This is a genomic window from Bacillus sp. MSP13 (assembly GCF_000815295.1).
Classification (GTDB): domain Bacteria; phylum Bacillota; class Bacilli; order Bacillales; family Bacillaceae; genus Bacillus; species Bacillus vallismortis.
This window is the reverse complement of sequence record NZ_JXAQ01000014.1, coordinates 133,386-148,548: the sequence shown is the minus strand read 5'-3', so window position 1 is coordinate 148,548 and position 15,163 is coordinate 133,386. Positions and strand designations below refer to the sequence as shown.

Genomic DNA, 15,163 nt, shown 5'->3' with positions numbered 1-15,163 from the left:
CTCTCCTTCCATAGAAAAAAGCTGATTCGATGCAAAGAATCAGCTGTGATTGTCAAACTGAATCACACGGTATTCATGCGGCCCGACCGCCAGCCTCCCCGCTTTTTCCGAACGGTTCGCCAACAAATCCGTTCCCGCTTCCGGCAATGTTACGCTTCCGCCTTTTCCATCCATATTGACGATGATCCACACAAGGCCATGATCGCCTTTGCGCGGGGCAACGATTGTGCCGGGTGTCACATCCGACCGGACGGAAATGGCCGCTTCAGCCGCGTAATGCCTGACGAGCGCTTCCAGCATCGCATCCCCTTCTTTCGCTGATGGAAGCGAGCCAAGCATAACGATTTTCCCCTTGCCATGCTTTCGTTCTGTCAAAAAAGCATGGCCTGATCCCGGCCCTGACTCAACCCTGCCAAGAGCATTTCCGCTCTCTGTATCAAACACCGCGCTCCACAGCCCGAGCGGCGCCGTGATGCCAAACGCTTTTCCGGTATTCACATCTTCGTTCATTGGAAAGGTATACAGCGTTTTGATCCCGGCTGTTTTCTCAAGCTCACCAAGGCCGCAAGCGGTATGAATCGTATGCTCGCTTGTGCGCCCTCCTGTCAGCGGCCCAGCGATCCAAATGCCTCCCGTTTCAGCGAATGCCGAAGCTTTGTTGATAAATTCGGAAGACAGAAACGGCACAAATGGCGTAAACAGCAAGCGGTAGCCGTCCAGCGGAACGCCTTCCGGAATAAGGTCACGGTGAATTCCAGTATGGAGAATACGTTCATAAAAATGCGTCACAAGCGAACGGTGCTGGAGTCCCCGATGAGGCTCTGTTTTAATAAAGGCTTTTGCTCTGTCGGAGTATGTCATCGCCGCCTCGGCTTGAACAGGTTCTGTCGATAGAATGATTGATTCGATCTCCTTTCTTGCCCGCTCGACCGCCAGCACATTCTGGTAGCCCACGGCCGGCTCACCCCAGGCACTGAGAATCGAACCGTGTGAAATCTCGCTTCCTGAACGCTGCTGGCGCCACAGCCAATAGAAAAAACCCTCGCTTCCTAAGGCATAGGAAGATACGGCTTCGGCCTGTAAATACCCATCGGCATGCGGAAAAGCAAAGCTTTCGAGCGAGGCGGCATACGACGGACTCGTTTCTAAAATCCAGAACGGGCGCCCTTGTTTCAAATTCCTCCACAAATCACAGTTCAGTAAAAAGGCGGAGGCATTTTCCTGCGAAGCGTACGTATCATAGGAGGCAAAATCGAGATTCTGAAAGATCCGCTCGTTGTCCACGCTAAACATGACAGAGCTGTTATGCGTGATCGGCGCATCCGAATAGCAGCGGATCATTTTGGCCTGTTCATCCGCAAATGAAGCGATCATCTCCATCGAAAACAGCTGATACATTGTGCTTAGAGAGGCGTGATGCAGAAATGGGGCCGGCCCGGGCTGCGGCACCTGCTCAAACGCCTGATACGTTTCGCTCCACACATCGGTTCCCCATGCCTCGTTTAACCGCTCAATCACGCCATAGCGGTTTCTGAGCCAGTCATGCCATAAGTGCAGGCACGTCTCACACATGCATGCTGCGACATGGCATTTAAACTCATTGTCTAGCTGCCAGCCGATCAGTCCCGGGAGCTCGCCAAGCTCCTTGGCGATGCTTGTGGTAATAATGGCGGCTTTTTTTCGGAAATACGGGTTGTTTGTACAAGCATGCTGACGGGAGCCATGCCCCATGACCACTCTTTTTTCATTTACATGCATGCGCTCCGGCCTGCCGTGAGACAGCCAAATCGGCGGTGTAGGCGTCGGCGTGCACATGATCGTGTCGATGCCGTTGTCATACAGCCGGGTGATGATCTCTTTAAAAAAACCGACGTCAATTTTCCCTTCTTCCGGCTCCATGACAGACCAGGCAAACTCGCCGATCCGCACTACATTCACACCAACTTCAGACATCTTGTCAATGTCCTGCTGAATCGTTTCCTCATCCCATAATTCCGGGTAATAGCAAGCGCCGTGATACAGTTTTCTCCTCACATTCTTCACCCTTCTTTGATGATCGATTCTGTCAATGGCACACCGAGCTCCTTGATGCCTTTTGCCACAAGTTTCGCCATTTCATTTGCGCCTTTCTTTGTAAAATGCGTGTAATCGTTTATTCCTTCCGATACCATAAAATAGGTGTACACCTTTTCCTCACCCTTCTCGGTAAAGAAAGCGAGACTTTTCTCCATGAGATCAATGAGCCGGACATTCTCCTCAGCAGCCGTCTGCTTCATGGCAATGCAATAATCAGGAAAGTCGTTCAAAAACACGCCGTTCTCGTAATGAAAGCGGGCTACAGGGGTGATGAGCAGCGGATGGGCGCCTTTTTCCCGCGCGCCTGCGATATACTGTTTTAAATATTGTTTGTAGGTGGTATAGGGCTCGGTGTAGCGCTCCGGCTTATTTTTCGACGCGTCATTGTGGCCCATCTGCACAAACAGCCAGTCATCCGGCTCAATCACATCCAGAATCGCCTGAAGCCTGCCTTCTTCCACAAACGTTTTCGAGCTTCTTCCCCCGATCGCTCTGTTGATCACCTGAATATGCTCCGGCAGATGCGAGCCGAGAAACTGCCCCCAGCCCCCTTGATTTGTGCTGTCTCCATACGTTTGAACCGTCGAATCTCCAGCAAGATAAATGTGATTTGCCATTTCTCATTCCCCCTCGTTTTTTTCATTTCATCTGGCATCAATCTGGACGGCTTTTTCCTTGAAAAAACCGATCTTTGGTCTTCCTGCTCTTAGCTACGTCATCTTGCCGTATTGTTCAGCCTTTGATTTGTATCCTCTATAGCGGCGCCTCCGCTTTGCTGCCCGCTATGTACAGGGCGGGCTTCGGCGGTTTTTTCATTCCCGTTCCAAGATAAAAGCCCGTGTGCGGCGGCTGGTTGTAGGCGGTGTTCTGCCAGGCGATGCCGAGCCGGTACACAGGATCGTGCATGAGCGTGTACAAGCGGTGGCCAGTGAGTTGTGTCGTTGTATAGATGCAAAGCGCGCTGCTGTCTTCGTTTCTCCATATCACTTCTTCCCGCCAATCGCCGAACAGGTTGGCCTGAAGAACAGGGTTTCCTTTTGTCCCGTTGTTGGACAGCACGCCTTCCGGCTGAAAAATCGGCTTCAGGCAGCGGTTTTCAGCATCCCATTTCTCAATCTTTGGCCTGCCGACCGTTCCATCCCAGTCATGATCGAGCAATTCCCTGACCAAGTCGCCGTCCCACCAGATGGCGAAATTGGCTGAGGCCGGGGCTTTGTCGCTGATTTTCTCTCCTTTACTGGTAAAAAGGCCGTATGACATTCCGTCATTGCCCGGCGGGTCGATTCCCCAGACGAGCGAGCCTTTGTAGTTTGGGTCGATATGAGCCGCCATGCCCCTGCCGACGTCAGTTCCGGCATGAACGCCCCACAAAATCTCGCCGGTTCCGGCATCACGCAGCGACAGACCGTACGGCTTGGTGGCATCCTCATGAACCTGAAATACTTCAAGCCCTTTTCGGGAAGGATCCAAATCCCCTACATGCATCGCGTCTCCGTGTCCGAGCCCCGTTGTATACAAGCCTGTGCCGTCATGATCAACCGCCATGGCGCCGTAAATGATTTCATCCTTCCCATCTCCGTCAACGTCCGCCACACTCAAGCTGTGGTTGCCCTGTCCTGCGTACGCTTCATGGCCCGGCTGATTGGAATCAAATATCCAGCGTTTTTTGAGCCTTCCGTTTCTGAAATCGTATGCCACGAGCACCGCTCTCGTATAGTAGCCGCGCGCCATCACAAGGCTCGGGCGCTCCCCGTCCAAATAAGCGATCCCGGCGAGAAAACGGTCCATCCGGTTGCCGTAGCCATCTCCCCAATCCTCCAGCTTTCCGCGGGGCGGTTCATATTCCACGGTCGTGAGCGCTTCACCGGTTTCTCCTTTAAACACCGTTAAATATTCCGGACCGGATAGGATTCTGCCCTGTTCGTTCCTAAAATCGGCATGCTCATCGCCAATGATGTGTCCTTTCCCGTCTATTGTGCCGTCGGCTGTTTTCATGGCGATTTCTGCTTTTCCGTCACCGTCCAAGTCATAGACCATAAACTGGGTATAATGCGCGCCCGCTCTAATGTTTCTGCCGAGATTGATGCGCCACAAAAAGGTGCCGTCCAGTTTATAGGCATCTATCAGCACGTCCCCGGTATATCCGTCATGGGCGTTGTCTTTTGAATTGGACGGGTCCCACTTCAGGATGATTTCATATTCTCCATCCCCGTCCACATCCCCGACACTGGCATCATTGGCGCTGTAGGTGTACGGCTTTCCGTCCGGCGTCACCCCGCCTTCCGGTTTGTTAAGCGGGACCTTCAGGACATTTTCCCGCCAGACGGGAGCTTCTTTGGAAAGCTTTTCTTCACGCCCTTTATTGACAGCCGCCACCTGGTAAACAGCGTCCGCCGTTCCGTTTTGATCAAGAAAATTGGTGCTGTCCGCGATCAGCTTGCGGGTGATCCGCGTTCCATCCCGATAAAGGTGAAAAGCCGTCGTCTCATGATCCGTACCGAGAAAACGCCAGCTGACAAACACGCCCTGCTCTGTCTTGACCGCAATTAAACCTCTGGTCAAGTATTCCATCTGCCTCTTTTTTGGTTTCATTTTAGTGGGAACGGGCTGCGCGCAGCCCGTTCCTTCCCCCTTTCTGTTAAGGTATATACATATTCGGTTTTGGCTGTTCCGCCATGCCGTCACCTAAAAAGAAGCTTGTATGCGGCGGCTGGTTGTACGCGACATTTTGCCAAGCGATGCCAAGCCGGTACACAGGATCGTGCATCAGCGTGTACAGCCTATGCTCAGTCGGAATGGTTGTCGTGTAAATGCGGAGCGCACTGCTGTCCTCCGTTCTCCACACGACTTCCTCGCGCCAGTCCCCAAGCAGATCAGCCTGAAGCGTCGGCGTTGCTTTTGTGCCGTTGTTGGCGGCCGCGCCTGATGCAGTCAGCATATTTTTCGATACGCCGTTTTGATAATCCCACTTATCGATTCGGTTACTGTCCAGCTGTTCCCGCAGCAGATCGCCGTCCCACCAGATGCCGAAGTTCGTCGAGGACGGGGCACTGCTTCCGATTTTGACCCCTTTCGCTGTGTAAAGAGAACCGTTTGCCCACACTTCCTGTCCCGGATAACGCGGGTCGATATCAGCAGCCATGCCCCGGCCTACATCCTTGCCCGCATGAACGCCCCAAAGGATTTTACCGGTTGCCGCATCACGGAAGGATAAGCCGTATTTCGCATTTTTATCCTCATGTACCTGGAATACCTCCAGACCCGGCCGGCTCGGATCAAGATTCCCGGTATGGAGGGCATCCCCGTGGCCCAAGCCAGTCGAATACATGCCTTTGCCGTCATGGTCTACAGCCATTGAGCCGAAGATGATCTCATCTTTACCGTCTCCGTCAACATCCGCGATGCTCAGGCTGTGATTCCCCTGTCCGGCAAACGCTTCATTTCCCGGCTGTGAGGAATCAAATGTCCATAGCTTTGAAAGCTTACCGCCTCTGAAGTTATAGGCAACAATCATGGACTTGGCATAATACCCTCTCGTCATAATCAGGCTCGGCCGCTGTCCGTCGAGGTAGGCAATCCCAGCTAGAAACCGGTCCACCCGGTTGCCGTAGCTGTCCCCCCAATCCGACACTTTGCCGCGGGCCGGTTCAAAGTTTGTTGTAACAAGCTCTTTCCCGGTTGCACCTTGAAACACCGTCAAGTATTCCGGCCCTGCAAGCACACGCCCCTGTTCATTTCTGTAATCAGCGTTGTCATTACCAATCACTTTGCCCGTGCCGTCTTTTGTCCCGTCCGCCGTTTTCATCGCCACTTCCGCTTTTCCGTCACCATCAAGGTCATACACCATAAACTGGGTGTAGTGCGCTCCCGCTCTGATGTTTTTGCCGAGATTGATCCGCCATAGCTTCGTTCCGTCCAGTTTATACGCGTCAATCAGCACGTCACCCGTATAGCCATCCTGTGAGTTGTCCTTTGAATTTGACGGGTCCCATTTCAGGATCAGCTCGTATTGCCCATCTCCATCCACATCGCCTACACTGGCGTCATTGGCGCTGTACGTGTAAGCTTCGCCCTTTGGCGTCGTGCCGCCAGCCGGTTTATCCAGCGGGACCGAATGATACGGCTGCGCCCATACGGAGGCTTTTTCAGAAGCCGCCTGTTCGGTTCCTTTTACGACAGCCCGAACCGTATACGTTGAGCCAGCCGATCCGTTTTTATCCACATAATTCGTGGTTTTGACAGGTGAAGCATTCAGCTTTTGTCCGTCTCTGTACACATTGAACGAAACAGATGCGTTTTCAGTGCCAAGAAACCGCCAGCTGACAAAAATCCCGCCATCCGTCTTGACCGCCACAAGCCCCCGGTTCAACGCTTCCATCTGCCGGGCTGCCCCTTCAGCTTTCACAGGACATACAGAGGCTCCCATCACCAACAAGACAAGCAGTGTAACAGCGGTAAACATGCGTTTCCTTCGTGTATTCATCAGACAGCTCCTTCTCATTTATTTGTAAGCGCTTACTTAAATTGGATTTTATGCGCTGTATGAGCTGCCTTCAATTTCACTTTTTTGCATCCGCCTTATTCAGACACTGCACTTTTTTGCGAAACTGGCACTTTTTTGTTACCCGGCTTGGCGGTGCTGGGCCTCCGTCTTTTGAAACACTCTGAAAGCAAAAAACATCGACACAAGCCCAAATAAACAAGGGCCGTAAAAGGGGATCAAACCCGGGAGCGTATACAGCAAATAAAGGACAAATCCGCATCCGACCAGCATACAGCCGGTCGTCAGCGGCTGCATGGCGCCATACAGCAGTGCTTGCGGAATATATTTACGGAGCGGGAGCTGGTAGTGCACGTAAAGGGGAAACACATACATTAGGGCAATGATATACAAAAAACCAGCAAGCAACGTGCAGCTTGTTACGGCAAAGGACAGCCAATCCGTACTGGCAGAAAAATAATGATAATTCGCGGACAATATGAGCAAAAGAGCCGCAAACGCCAATCCAATCGCATTGATCTTGAGAAACTCTTTTTTGTAGGTATCAAGAAATAACGAAAACACCGGGATATCCTTTTGCCCCATCAGCCATTTCCGTATGACGGCACACATCGCGGCTGTACTCGGCGCCCACCCGAAAAGAACGCCGCCCAAGAGCGTAAACAACAGCCACAGCCCGTTGAGCCACGCGATTTTCACCACCGCTTCGCAGCCCGCATAGAGCGCATCCGTTACCGTTGTTTTCATCTTCTCACCGCTTGATGCACGGCAAAATCTCGATAAGCCGCTTTCATGGGCGCCATCTGCCGGAACCCGATTTTCCCTTTTGTTAACAGAGGCCCATATGTGCTGCCGTCGTCCGTCCACTCAAGAATGGGCAGATCATTAATTGAAAAGTGCACATAGCCTTTGTCTTTGATGAGCTTCATATGGTACGGAGAATCAGCGTCGTCTGGAGAAGGAAGCGGATCGGCTCCCATCGCGGTGAGATGGAAACCGTAGCTTTTTCTTAAATTGCAGGTGCGGAACGCTCTTTCCTCCGCGTATTTTCTGCGGAAATACGATAGGTGAAGCGCGTTGATGTCCCCTGAATGATATTCGGGGTACTTTCCCGTCCTGTTCTTGAGACTTGGATCAAACAAATCCTCGCCGCCAATCCCCGCAGCGGAAAAAAACAGCATACACAGTCCAGGCTGCTCAATCGGGGAGAAGTCCCATGTCACAATGATGCCGTCCGGAAACGTTTCCGGGCACCAATAGACAAAGTGCGCTTCGTCCTGAACATGCGACAGCTGTAAGCGATGATCGCCAAAAGAGATCTGTCCGCCTCCCTCCATCCGCCAATCCTTCACATCGCTTGCTGACCGGAGCGGATTGCGGTACAGGCACGCGCCTTCCTTATACATATTCTTTTCCCTCCCGGCTCACAAGATGATCCTTCAGCGGAAGGCTGAGTTCTTCAATGCCTTCTGCCACAAGCTTCGCAACCTCCATCGCCCCTTCTTCTGAAAAATGCGTATTGTCTTCAATGCCGTCCGGATAATTCGGATGTTCATTCGGCTGAAGCCAAACGAACAATCGCTTCAACTCCTCCGGCCCGTATGTTTCATACAGCACCTTTGTTTTCGCCAGCAGGTCGATCACAGGCACATCAAGCTCCTTCGCCAGTGCTTTCATCGCATCAGGATACTCGCCGAGCGTATGCTCAATCCGCCCGTTTTCATCAAAACGGCGGCGCTGCACAGATGTGACGAACACAGGATGCGCTCCCTTTTCGCGGGCCGTATCGACAAACAGGGTGAGAAATTGCTGAAATGTGGAGTACGGCTTCGTCCCCCGGGGTTTTTGGTCATTGTGGCCGAATTGAATAAACAAATAATCGCCTTGTGTGATGCGCTCGGCAATCGCCTGAAGCCTTCCTTCCTCCACAAAAGAATTGGTGCTCGCCCCTCCTTTGGCGTGATTGTGCACCTTCACATCTTCAGAAAACAATTGCCCGAATACCTGGCCCCACCCCGCCATCGGCGCTTCATGAGGCGGGCAGTCACTCACGGTGGAATCCCCCGCTAAAAACACTTGAATCGCTTTTTCCATCACATGTTCTCTCCTTTCACGGCGTTTCCTGATACATTTGCCTGAAAACACCCGGCGGCACGCCGACTTGTTTTTTAAAAATCCGATTAAAGTAATTGTGGCGATAGCCGACTTCTTCTGATACATCAAGTATTTTTTTATCCGTATTCACCAGCAGCTCTTTCGCCTTTTCAATTCTGATTTGGGTTACATAATCAATAAAATTAATGCCGGTTACTTGCTTAAACGCCTTGCTTAACGTATATGAATTCATGCCAAGCTCATCGGCACAGCTTTCCAGCGAAATATCCGCCATATACTGTTCGTGAATCATGGCGATCACACGATCCGCCAGCTGCTTCTGGTGTCTGTTTTTTCTGCCCTCAAGCTTGGATAGGTAAGGCGTAACGACAGCATCCATCAGCCAGACCGCCGCCTCATCCGGTTCGCGCAATTCTGAAATTTCAAGAAGCAGCTCTCGGCATTGAAACAGTTCGCTCGGATTGAGCCCGGAGTGCAAAATATCCTCCTGAATGCGGGAAAGCAGCTGTATCAGGGCGGAGTGCACATGTCTGTCTATGGCCGTCTTCTCCGCCAGTTCTTCCATGCAGACACGAATCAGTTCCCCGGCTTCCTGTTTTCTTTCCAGCCGGATGGCCTGAACAATTTGTTTTTCCAGCTCAAAAGGGTAATAAGGGGCCGACTGCTCATCCTGAGGGAAGTTTGTCTGCAAATCAATCACCTGATGCCGGTTAGCAAACTGCCTGTGGGATTTGCCGCTTTTCACATCCTGATATAATGAAGGGATTTCCAAGATGAGCTCCGTCTTTCTGCTCATCGTCCCGGTCAGGTGTAAACCGGTGACATCACAAAATTGGTTTGCTAAGTCCGTTACATACGCCTTCAGATCAGCTCTGTTTGTTTTCATTACAAGCACGGTGACGGAAAGCCGGCCGACATCAAGAATGGAGGGCTGAAAACAGTGTTTTGCCGCAAGCTCCTCGGCCAGATTGGTCAGAGTAAATACAGCGAGCTGTTCATCATCAGGCCGAAAGATGCTTGTTTCACAGCGGAGGCCTGTCACCTGAAGATCAAGCACCTGAAACTTTTTTTCTCCAATGTTCCATCCAGCCTCCCCCATTCGTGATCTGAGACTTGCCTCGTTTTCATAATAAAAATCGCCCTGCAAGAGATGCTGCAAAAAACTTTTTTTCATATGGGGCGTCTGCCGCAGGAGCTGCTCTTGAAGCTTCCGGCTTTCAAGGGATAGGTCATGCCATCTCTTTTCAATCCACTTGAATTCATCCTCCCCGGACACCTGCCACGTTTTCTTCTCTCCGCCGGTAAATAGGCCAAGCAAATGCTGAATAGGACGATAGATTTTTTTTGAAGCGTACCACGTCATGCAAACCGCTAAGCCGATGCAAATGACAAGCATGGTGATGATCACTTTTGATAAAAACACCATCGGTGCTGTAATGGCTGAAAGAGGCGCCGCTGACACAAAGGTCCACTGCTGATGCATGCGGTTCAGTTTTCCAAATGAGACGGAATACACCTTGCCCTCCCATTCCATCTGAAAATGGCCTTTCCGGTCCGGCTGTTTTTTCACCTCTTCAATTAAAGTCTTTTCTATATTCTTTTCTCCTTCATGAAAAAGCACTTCCCGATTTTGATCCAGAAGCAGCGCACTGCCATCAGGATAAGGGGACAAGCTTTGCAGGATCGACTCCATTTCTTTCTGATCAACCGCCAGCATGATCGCGCCGAACGGTTTCTCCGCCGAACCCGGAATGAGCTGGATCAGCATCGCCTGATTTCCGGATCGCTCCCAATAAATGCTGTTGTCCGAGGCAAGCAGCGAGCGATAGTGGCGAAGCGTCTCCTGTTCTGTCAAAGGGCTGTATTCGGGACTCAGCACAAGAGGCCGGGGGCTGTTCAGAAAGATGGAAGCCTGCTCGATCAGCGGCTGCTGGTCCCGTAAAAGAAACAGCTTTTTCGTTAATTGATAGGAGAATGTATAATCTTTCTCCAAATCCTTTTCTGCCAATCCATTCATCAGCGAAGAATCGTATGCCATCTGGGTGAGAGTCAGCTCCAGCACGCCAAGCTTTTCATCCATCCGGCTGACTTCCCGCGCCACCTGTGTTTCATGCGACCTCTGCAGCTCCTTCTCCACCTTATCAATCGAAAGAAAATAGATAGCGCCGCCAGTCAGCAATCCGGGAATACAGGCAATCAGCAAAATGAAGACAAAGTTTCTTTTGAAATACGTTCCCTTCCAGCGTGAAACCCGTTCCTTCTGTTGAGGCTGTTTTTTCATCCCTTTCCCCCCGCCGCCATCTCTACTGGTACACGCGTTTTTTCGTTCTCAACACATCAGCAAGAAACGTCAGCGCAAGTCCCTGTCCCCAACCTTGTATTCGTTTGTAAGGCACCTGTTTGTATCCTTCGGCATTTTTCATGACGGCTGTTCCGGCCGATACCTTGCTGACCCGTCCGTCCTCTTCCACCGCATCCAAAATGGCGGATAGCGATTTCTGCACATATTTTGTATACAGTTTTCCGTTCGACAAAAGAGCAGATGCAATGCCCGCCGATGCCGAAACCTCGAGATACGAATCCGGATCATCCAAAATCGTATGCCAGAGACCTGATTCATCCTGCAGCCGGACGAGCGCGCTCAGCTGGTCTCTGAGAGAGCCGTCAATGATCATAAAAGAAGGGTGCGTCACCTCAATGAGGGGAAGCGCCTTCGCCATCGTGAGTGCCGCCCAGCCGTTCGCCCTGCCCCAATAAATCCCCGACAGATGATTTTGCGCTTTGTTGTCCCAGGCATGGTAGTACAAATTCGTGACAGGGTCCTGAAGCACGTCTTCATGTCCGTGAAACTGGCGCAGGCCGTCTTCAAAATAATCCTCACGCTCCATCACCCGCCCGATTCTCAGCATAAACAGCCCCGCCATCATCAGCGTATCCGCCCATGCCTGCTCAGGAAACACATAATCCGCGGAATTAACCGTATGCTGAAGAATCCCCTCGCCAAAGCGCGGCGCTTTATGCAGCACATATTCAGCCATCTCACCCGCCGTTTCCAAATACACATGATCACCCGTCACCTTGTGGAGAAACAAAAGCGTATGGCCGATGGAAACCCCGTTGATCGAAAGCGGCGGCAGCCCATCCTCCAGCTGTTCATCCACCCACGTTTTTAGCAGATTGATATATTCTTCGTTTTCCGTCGCTTCATACGCCTCAGCCACACCGTAAAATGCTACGCCGCCCGGCCAATCCCAGGCAAAATCCATTTGAAATGTCCGTTTCACAATGCGGTCAATCACGGATGTAACCTTTTCTTCATCAAAGATAAGCTGTGCCATCTGCAACACTCCTTTTATTTTAATCCGGTCGTACTAATGCCCTGAACGATATATTTCTGAAACAAAAAGAAGACAAGAATCACAGGCAATAACGAAACGGCCGACATGGCAAACATCGCACCCCAGTTCGAAGCCGATTCCGTATCGAGGAAAAGCTTCAGCGCAAGTGAAACAGGGTAAAGCTCAGGTTTATTCAAGTACAAAAGCGGCTGAATCAGCTCCTCCCACTTCCAATAGAAAGAGAAAATCGCAGATGTCGCAAGCGCCGGGGCAATCAGCGGCAGAATGATCCGCCAAAAGCAGGCAAATCGCCCGCATCCGTCGATTCTCGCCGCTTCATCCAATTCCACGGGAATCGTCCGGATGAATTGGATCATCAGAAAAATAAAAAACGCATGCCCGAAAAATGGCGGAACGACAATCGGTTTAAATGAATTCAGCCAGCCCAATTTCGCAAACAAAATATACTGCGGAATCATCAACACTTCATGCGGCAGCATTAACGTCCCCATCATGCAGACGAACCAAAACGCTTTTCCCTTAAACGGGATGCGCGCAAATCCGTACGCAATGACAGCCGATGACAGGACGGCGCCGATTGTGGACAACCCGACAATGATCGCAGAGTTTTTAATAAAGGTCAGAAACGGCTGCCCCGCAATGCCCTTCCATCCTTCAGCATAGTTGCTGAGAATAAAAGGATCGGGAATGAGAGAATGGGAGGTTGTGAAAATACTGGAGCTTTCCTTAAACGAGCTGACAAACAGCCAAATAACCGGGTACAGCAATAACACCGCCAGCGATGCCGTAAACACATGGAACAGTATGCGCTTGAGCCTGACGCGCCCGGCTTTTTTTCTCTCAAAAACCGGGGCTTCTCTGACAGGCTGGTTGACCGGCTCCATCCGTCATTCCTCCTTTGACTCGTAATGAACCCAATAGGCCGATGTTTTAAACAAAATCAGCGTAATCAGCCCGACAATGATCAGCATGACCCACGCCATCGCCGATGCGTAACCCATTTGAAAATAGTTGAACGCCCGCTGGAACAAATAGAGAGAATACAAAAGCGTCCCGTCAAGCGGCCCGCCCTCACCCTTTGAAATGATATAGGCAGGTGTAAACGTCATAAAAGCAGAAATCGTCTGCATCACTAGATTAAAGAAAATAATCGGCGTGAGAATCGGAAGCGTGATTTGAAAGAAGCGCTGCACCCGATTCGCCCCGTCCACACTGGCCGCTTCTAAATACGAAGACGGAATGTTTTTCAGGCCGGCCAGAAAAATCAGCATCGACGATCCGAACTGCCAGACGGACAGCAAAATCAACGTCCACAGCGCGCTAGTCGGGTCCTGATACCAAAGAATTTTTTGATCAATCCCGACAAAAAACAGCAGCGCGTTGATAACTCCGTCATTGCCAAAAATATTGCGCCACATGATCGCCACGGCCACGCTCCCGCCAATAATTGAAGGCAGATAAAAGAGCGTTCTGTAAACAGCCGTTCCTTTTGATGCATTGTTTAAAATGACTGCGATAAAAAGCGCGAAGCCGAGGCGGAGCGGAACCCCGGCAAGCACATACGTAAACGTCACCTTGAGCGACTGCCAATACTTTTCGTCACCCGTAAACATTTCCTTGTAGTTGTCGAGCCCGATCCATTTAGGCGCCGTAAACAAGTCATAGCTTGTGAAGGACAGAAACAGGGACGCTCCCATCGGAATCACCGTAAAGCAAAGGAACCCGATAATAAACGGAGAAATAAAAGCGTATCCCGCCAGATTGTCTTTTCTCATACTCCGGCTTTTTTTCATTGCGTCAGCCCCATTTCCCGTCAATTATTCCTCTCTAAAATTTCATTGGCCTGCTTCCGGAACGTTTTGGCGGCTTTTTCCGGTGTTACCTTCTGGAACAGAACCTGATCAGACGTATCCTTCAGCAGCTTGATGACCTCCGCGCTTCCCACCGGTTCCGGCGGATCGGCTTTGCTGATGTGTTTTGAAGCGTTTTCTACGTATTCCACAATATTGGCCTCTTCCTCATTCAGCTTCGGTTTAATCGCGGCCGCCACCTTGTCGGATACCGGTACGCCCCGCTCGCCTTTGATCAGCTGGTTCGCTTCTTCATTATTGACGAAGAAATCAATAAATTTCGCGGCCTCTTTTTTATGCTCAGAGCTTTTCGGAATCGAAAACAGCATACTCGGCTTCAGCGTCAGCGCCTTTTCCTGCATTTGCTCCGGCGGCAAATACAGAGACAGCGGCGAGTCTGTCAGCTGTGCAAATCCCAAATACTGATTGGAGTAGTTCCACGTAATCGCCGACTTGCCTTTCACGATAAAGTCGTCCTCCATCCCTTTAATCTGTGCGCTTTCATCAGGTGTTGGGGATGTTTTCGCTTTCACCAGCCTCAACTGCCGTTCAAAATAATCGACAAACAGCTGATCATCTTGATACGCGAGGCCTGTGCCGTCTTCTTTGTAAAAACGCTCACCCTTCGTGCGCAAATAATAAGGGAAGAAAATATCAGGCGGGTGCATGCCGTTAGAGCCGTAAACGCCGGCATTTTCCTGAAGGTCATACGCCAGCTTTTCGTAATCCTCCCACGCCCAGTTTTCCTGATTGATGGACACACCCGCTTTCTTCAGCAAATCATCATTCGCAATCACAGACAGCACGTTGACGCCCAACGTAAACCCATAGAGCTTATTGTCGATTTTTCCGCCCGACAGCATATTCTCGTCGATTGAACTGACATCAATCGTTCCATCCTTTGTATACGGCGTTAAATCTTCGAGCTGGTTCTTCTTTCCGTACTGTGCCAAGTAAGCGGTATCCATTTGAATGACATCGGGAAGCTGGCCGGCGGCAGACATCGGCGCGAGCTTTTTCCAGTAGTCATCCCAGTTCGCAAATTCAGCATCAATATGGACATGCGGATTCTTTTTTTCGTAAAGTTCAATTACCTTCGTTGTATAATCATGCCTTGGCTGCCCGCCCCACCATGCAATTCTGAGCGTAATGTCTTCTTTTTTCCCCGATGCCTCTTCACCCGCGGAACATCCGCTAAAAAAAAAGACGCAGACAAACGACAGCAGCACGTAACAAATCTTCTTCAAACCAATCCCCCCTTT

General features: G+C 50.9%; 12 protein-coding genes. All 12 read right to left on the bottom strand.

Translation table 11 applies throughout. The annotated features are described in order from the left end of the window. Positions 1-39 precede the first annotated feature (39 nt). Positions 40-2,034 carry a beta-galactosidase gene (locus SC79_RS17440; protein WP_039076151.1) on the bottom strand — a complete coding sequence of 665 codons (1,995 nt, stop codon included), beginning with the start codon at positions 2,032-2,034 and terminating at the stop codon, positions 40-42. Between the two features lie 5 nt (positions 2,035-2,039). After that, the gene (locus tag SC79_RS17435) at positions 2,040-2,693 is read right to left on the bottom strand and encodes a rhamnogalacturonan acetylesterase (protein ID WP_039076150.1); all 654 of its coding nucleotides are present in this window, start codon (positions 2,691-2,693) and stop codon (positions 2,040-2,042) included. Positions 2,694-2,829: 136 nt separating this feature from the next. After that, positions 2,830-4,668, bottom strand: a complete 1,839-nt coding sequence (gene rhgX / locus SC79_RS17430) for a rhamnogalacturonan exolyase (RefSeq protein ID WP_052245625.1) — start codon at positions 4,666-4,668, stop codon at positions 2,830-2,832. 46 nt (positions 4,669-4,714) lie between these two features. Then, on the bottom strand, positions 4,715-6,559 hold the full coding sequence (rhgW, locus tag SC79_RS17425; RefSeq protein ID WP_039076148.1) for a rhamnogalacturonan lyase: 1,845 nt from the start codon (positions 6,557-6,559) through the stop codon (positions 4,715-4,717). A 138-nt stretch (positions 6,560-6,697) separates the two neighbouring features. After that, a complete protein-coding gene (locus SC79_RS17420; RefSeq protein WP_039076147.1) occupies positions 6,698-7,324 on the bottom strand; it encodes a YesL family protein in 627 nt (208 codons plus the stop codon). After that, positions 7,321-7,983, bottom strand: a complete 663-nt coding sequence (locus SC79_RS17415; protein ID WP_039076146.1) for a YesU family protein — start codon at positions 7,981-7,983, stop codon at positions 7,321-7,323. Before SC79_RS17415 ends, SC79_RS17420 begins: the two co-directional genes overlap by 4 nt. After that, positions 7,976-8,674 carry a rhamnogalacturonan acetylesterase gene (locus SC79_RS17410; RefSeq protein ID WP_082022816.1) on the bottom strand — a complete coding sequence of 233 codons (699 nt, stop codon included), beginning with the start codon at positions 8,672-8,674 and terminating at the stop codon, positions 7,976-7,978. The genes SC79_RS17415 and SC79_RS17410 overlap by 8 nt, the downstream gene beginning before the upstream one ends. Before the next feature lie 13 nt (positions 8,675-8,687). Beyond that, positions 8,688-10,973, bottom strand: coding sequence for a helix-turn-helix domain-containing protein (locus SC79_RS17405; protein ID WP_039076144.1), 2,286 nt, complete (start codon positions 10,971-10,973; stop codon positions 8,688-8,690). Positions 10,974-10,995: 22 nt separating this feature from the next. Then, positions 10,996-12,030, bottom strand: a complete 1,035-nt coding sequence (gene yesR / locus SC79_RS17400) for a rhamnogalacturonyl hydrolase YesR (RefSeq protein WP_039076143.1) — start codon at positions 12,028-12,030, stop codon at positions 10,996-10,998. A 14-nt stretch (positions 12,031-12,044) separates the two neighbouring features. Beyond that, on the bottom strand, positions 12,045-12,935 hold the full coding sequence (locus SC79_RS17395) for a carbohydrate ABC transporter permease (protein ID WP_039076142.1): 891 nt from the start codon (positions 12,933-12,935) through the stop codon (positions 12,045-12,047). A gap of 3 nt (positions 12,936-12,938) precedes the next feature. Continuing rightward, positions 12,939-13,868, bottom strand: coding sequence for a carbohydrate ABC transporter permease (locus SC79_RS17390; RefSeq protein ID WP_082022815.1), 930 nt, complete (start codon positions 13,866-13,868; stop codon positions 12,939-12,941). Beyond that, the gene (locus SC79_RS17385; RefSeq protein WP_039076141.1) at positions 13,865-15,148 is read right to left on the bottom strand and encodes an ABC transporter substrate-binding protein; all 1,284 of its coding nucleotides are present in this window, start codon (positions 15,146-15,148) and stop codon (positions 13,865-13,867) included. Before SC79_RS17385 ends, SC79_RS17390 begins: the two co-directional genes overlap by 4 nt. Positions 15,149-15,163: the final 15 nt, after the last annotated feature.

Bases quoted from the DNA above. Each gene is read 5' to 3' on its own strand.
- SC79_RS17435 (WP_039076150.1), bottom strand. From the start codon at position 2,693: ATGGCAAATCACATTTATCTTGCTGGAGATTCGACGGTTCAAACGTAT.
- rhgX (WP_052245625.1), bottom strand. From the start codon at position 4,668: ATGAAACCAAAAAAGAGGCAGATGGAATACTTGACCAGAGGTTTAATT.
- rhgW (WP_039076148.1), bottom strand. From the start codon at position 6,559: ATGAATACACGAAGGAAACGCATGTTTACCGCTGTTACACTGCTTGTC.
- SC79_RS17420 (WP_039076147.1), bottom strand. From the start codon at position 7,324: ATGAAAACAACGGTAACGGATGCGCTCTATGCGGGCTGCGAAGCGGTG.
- SC79_RS17415 (WP_039076146.1), bottom strand. From the start codon at position 7,983: ATGTATAAGGAAGGCGCGTGCCTGTACCGCAATCCGCTCCGGTCAGCA.
- SC79_RS17405 (WP_039076144.1), bottom strand. From the start codon at position 10,973: ATGAAAAAACAGCCTCAACAGAAGGAACGGGTTTCACGCTGGAAGGGA.
- yesR (WP_039076143.1), bottom strand. From the start codon at position 12,030: ATGGCACAGCTTATCTTTGATGAAGAAAAGGTTACATCCGTGATTGAC.
- SC79_RS17395 (WP_039076142.1), bottom strand. From the start codon at position 12,935: ATGGAGCCGGTCAACCAGCCTGTCAGAGAAGCCCCGGTTTTTGAGAGA.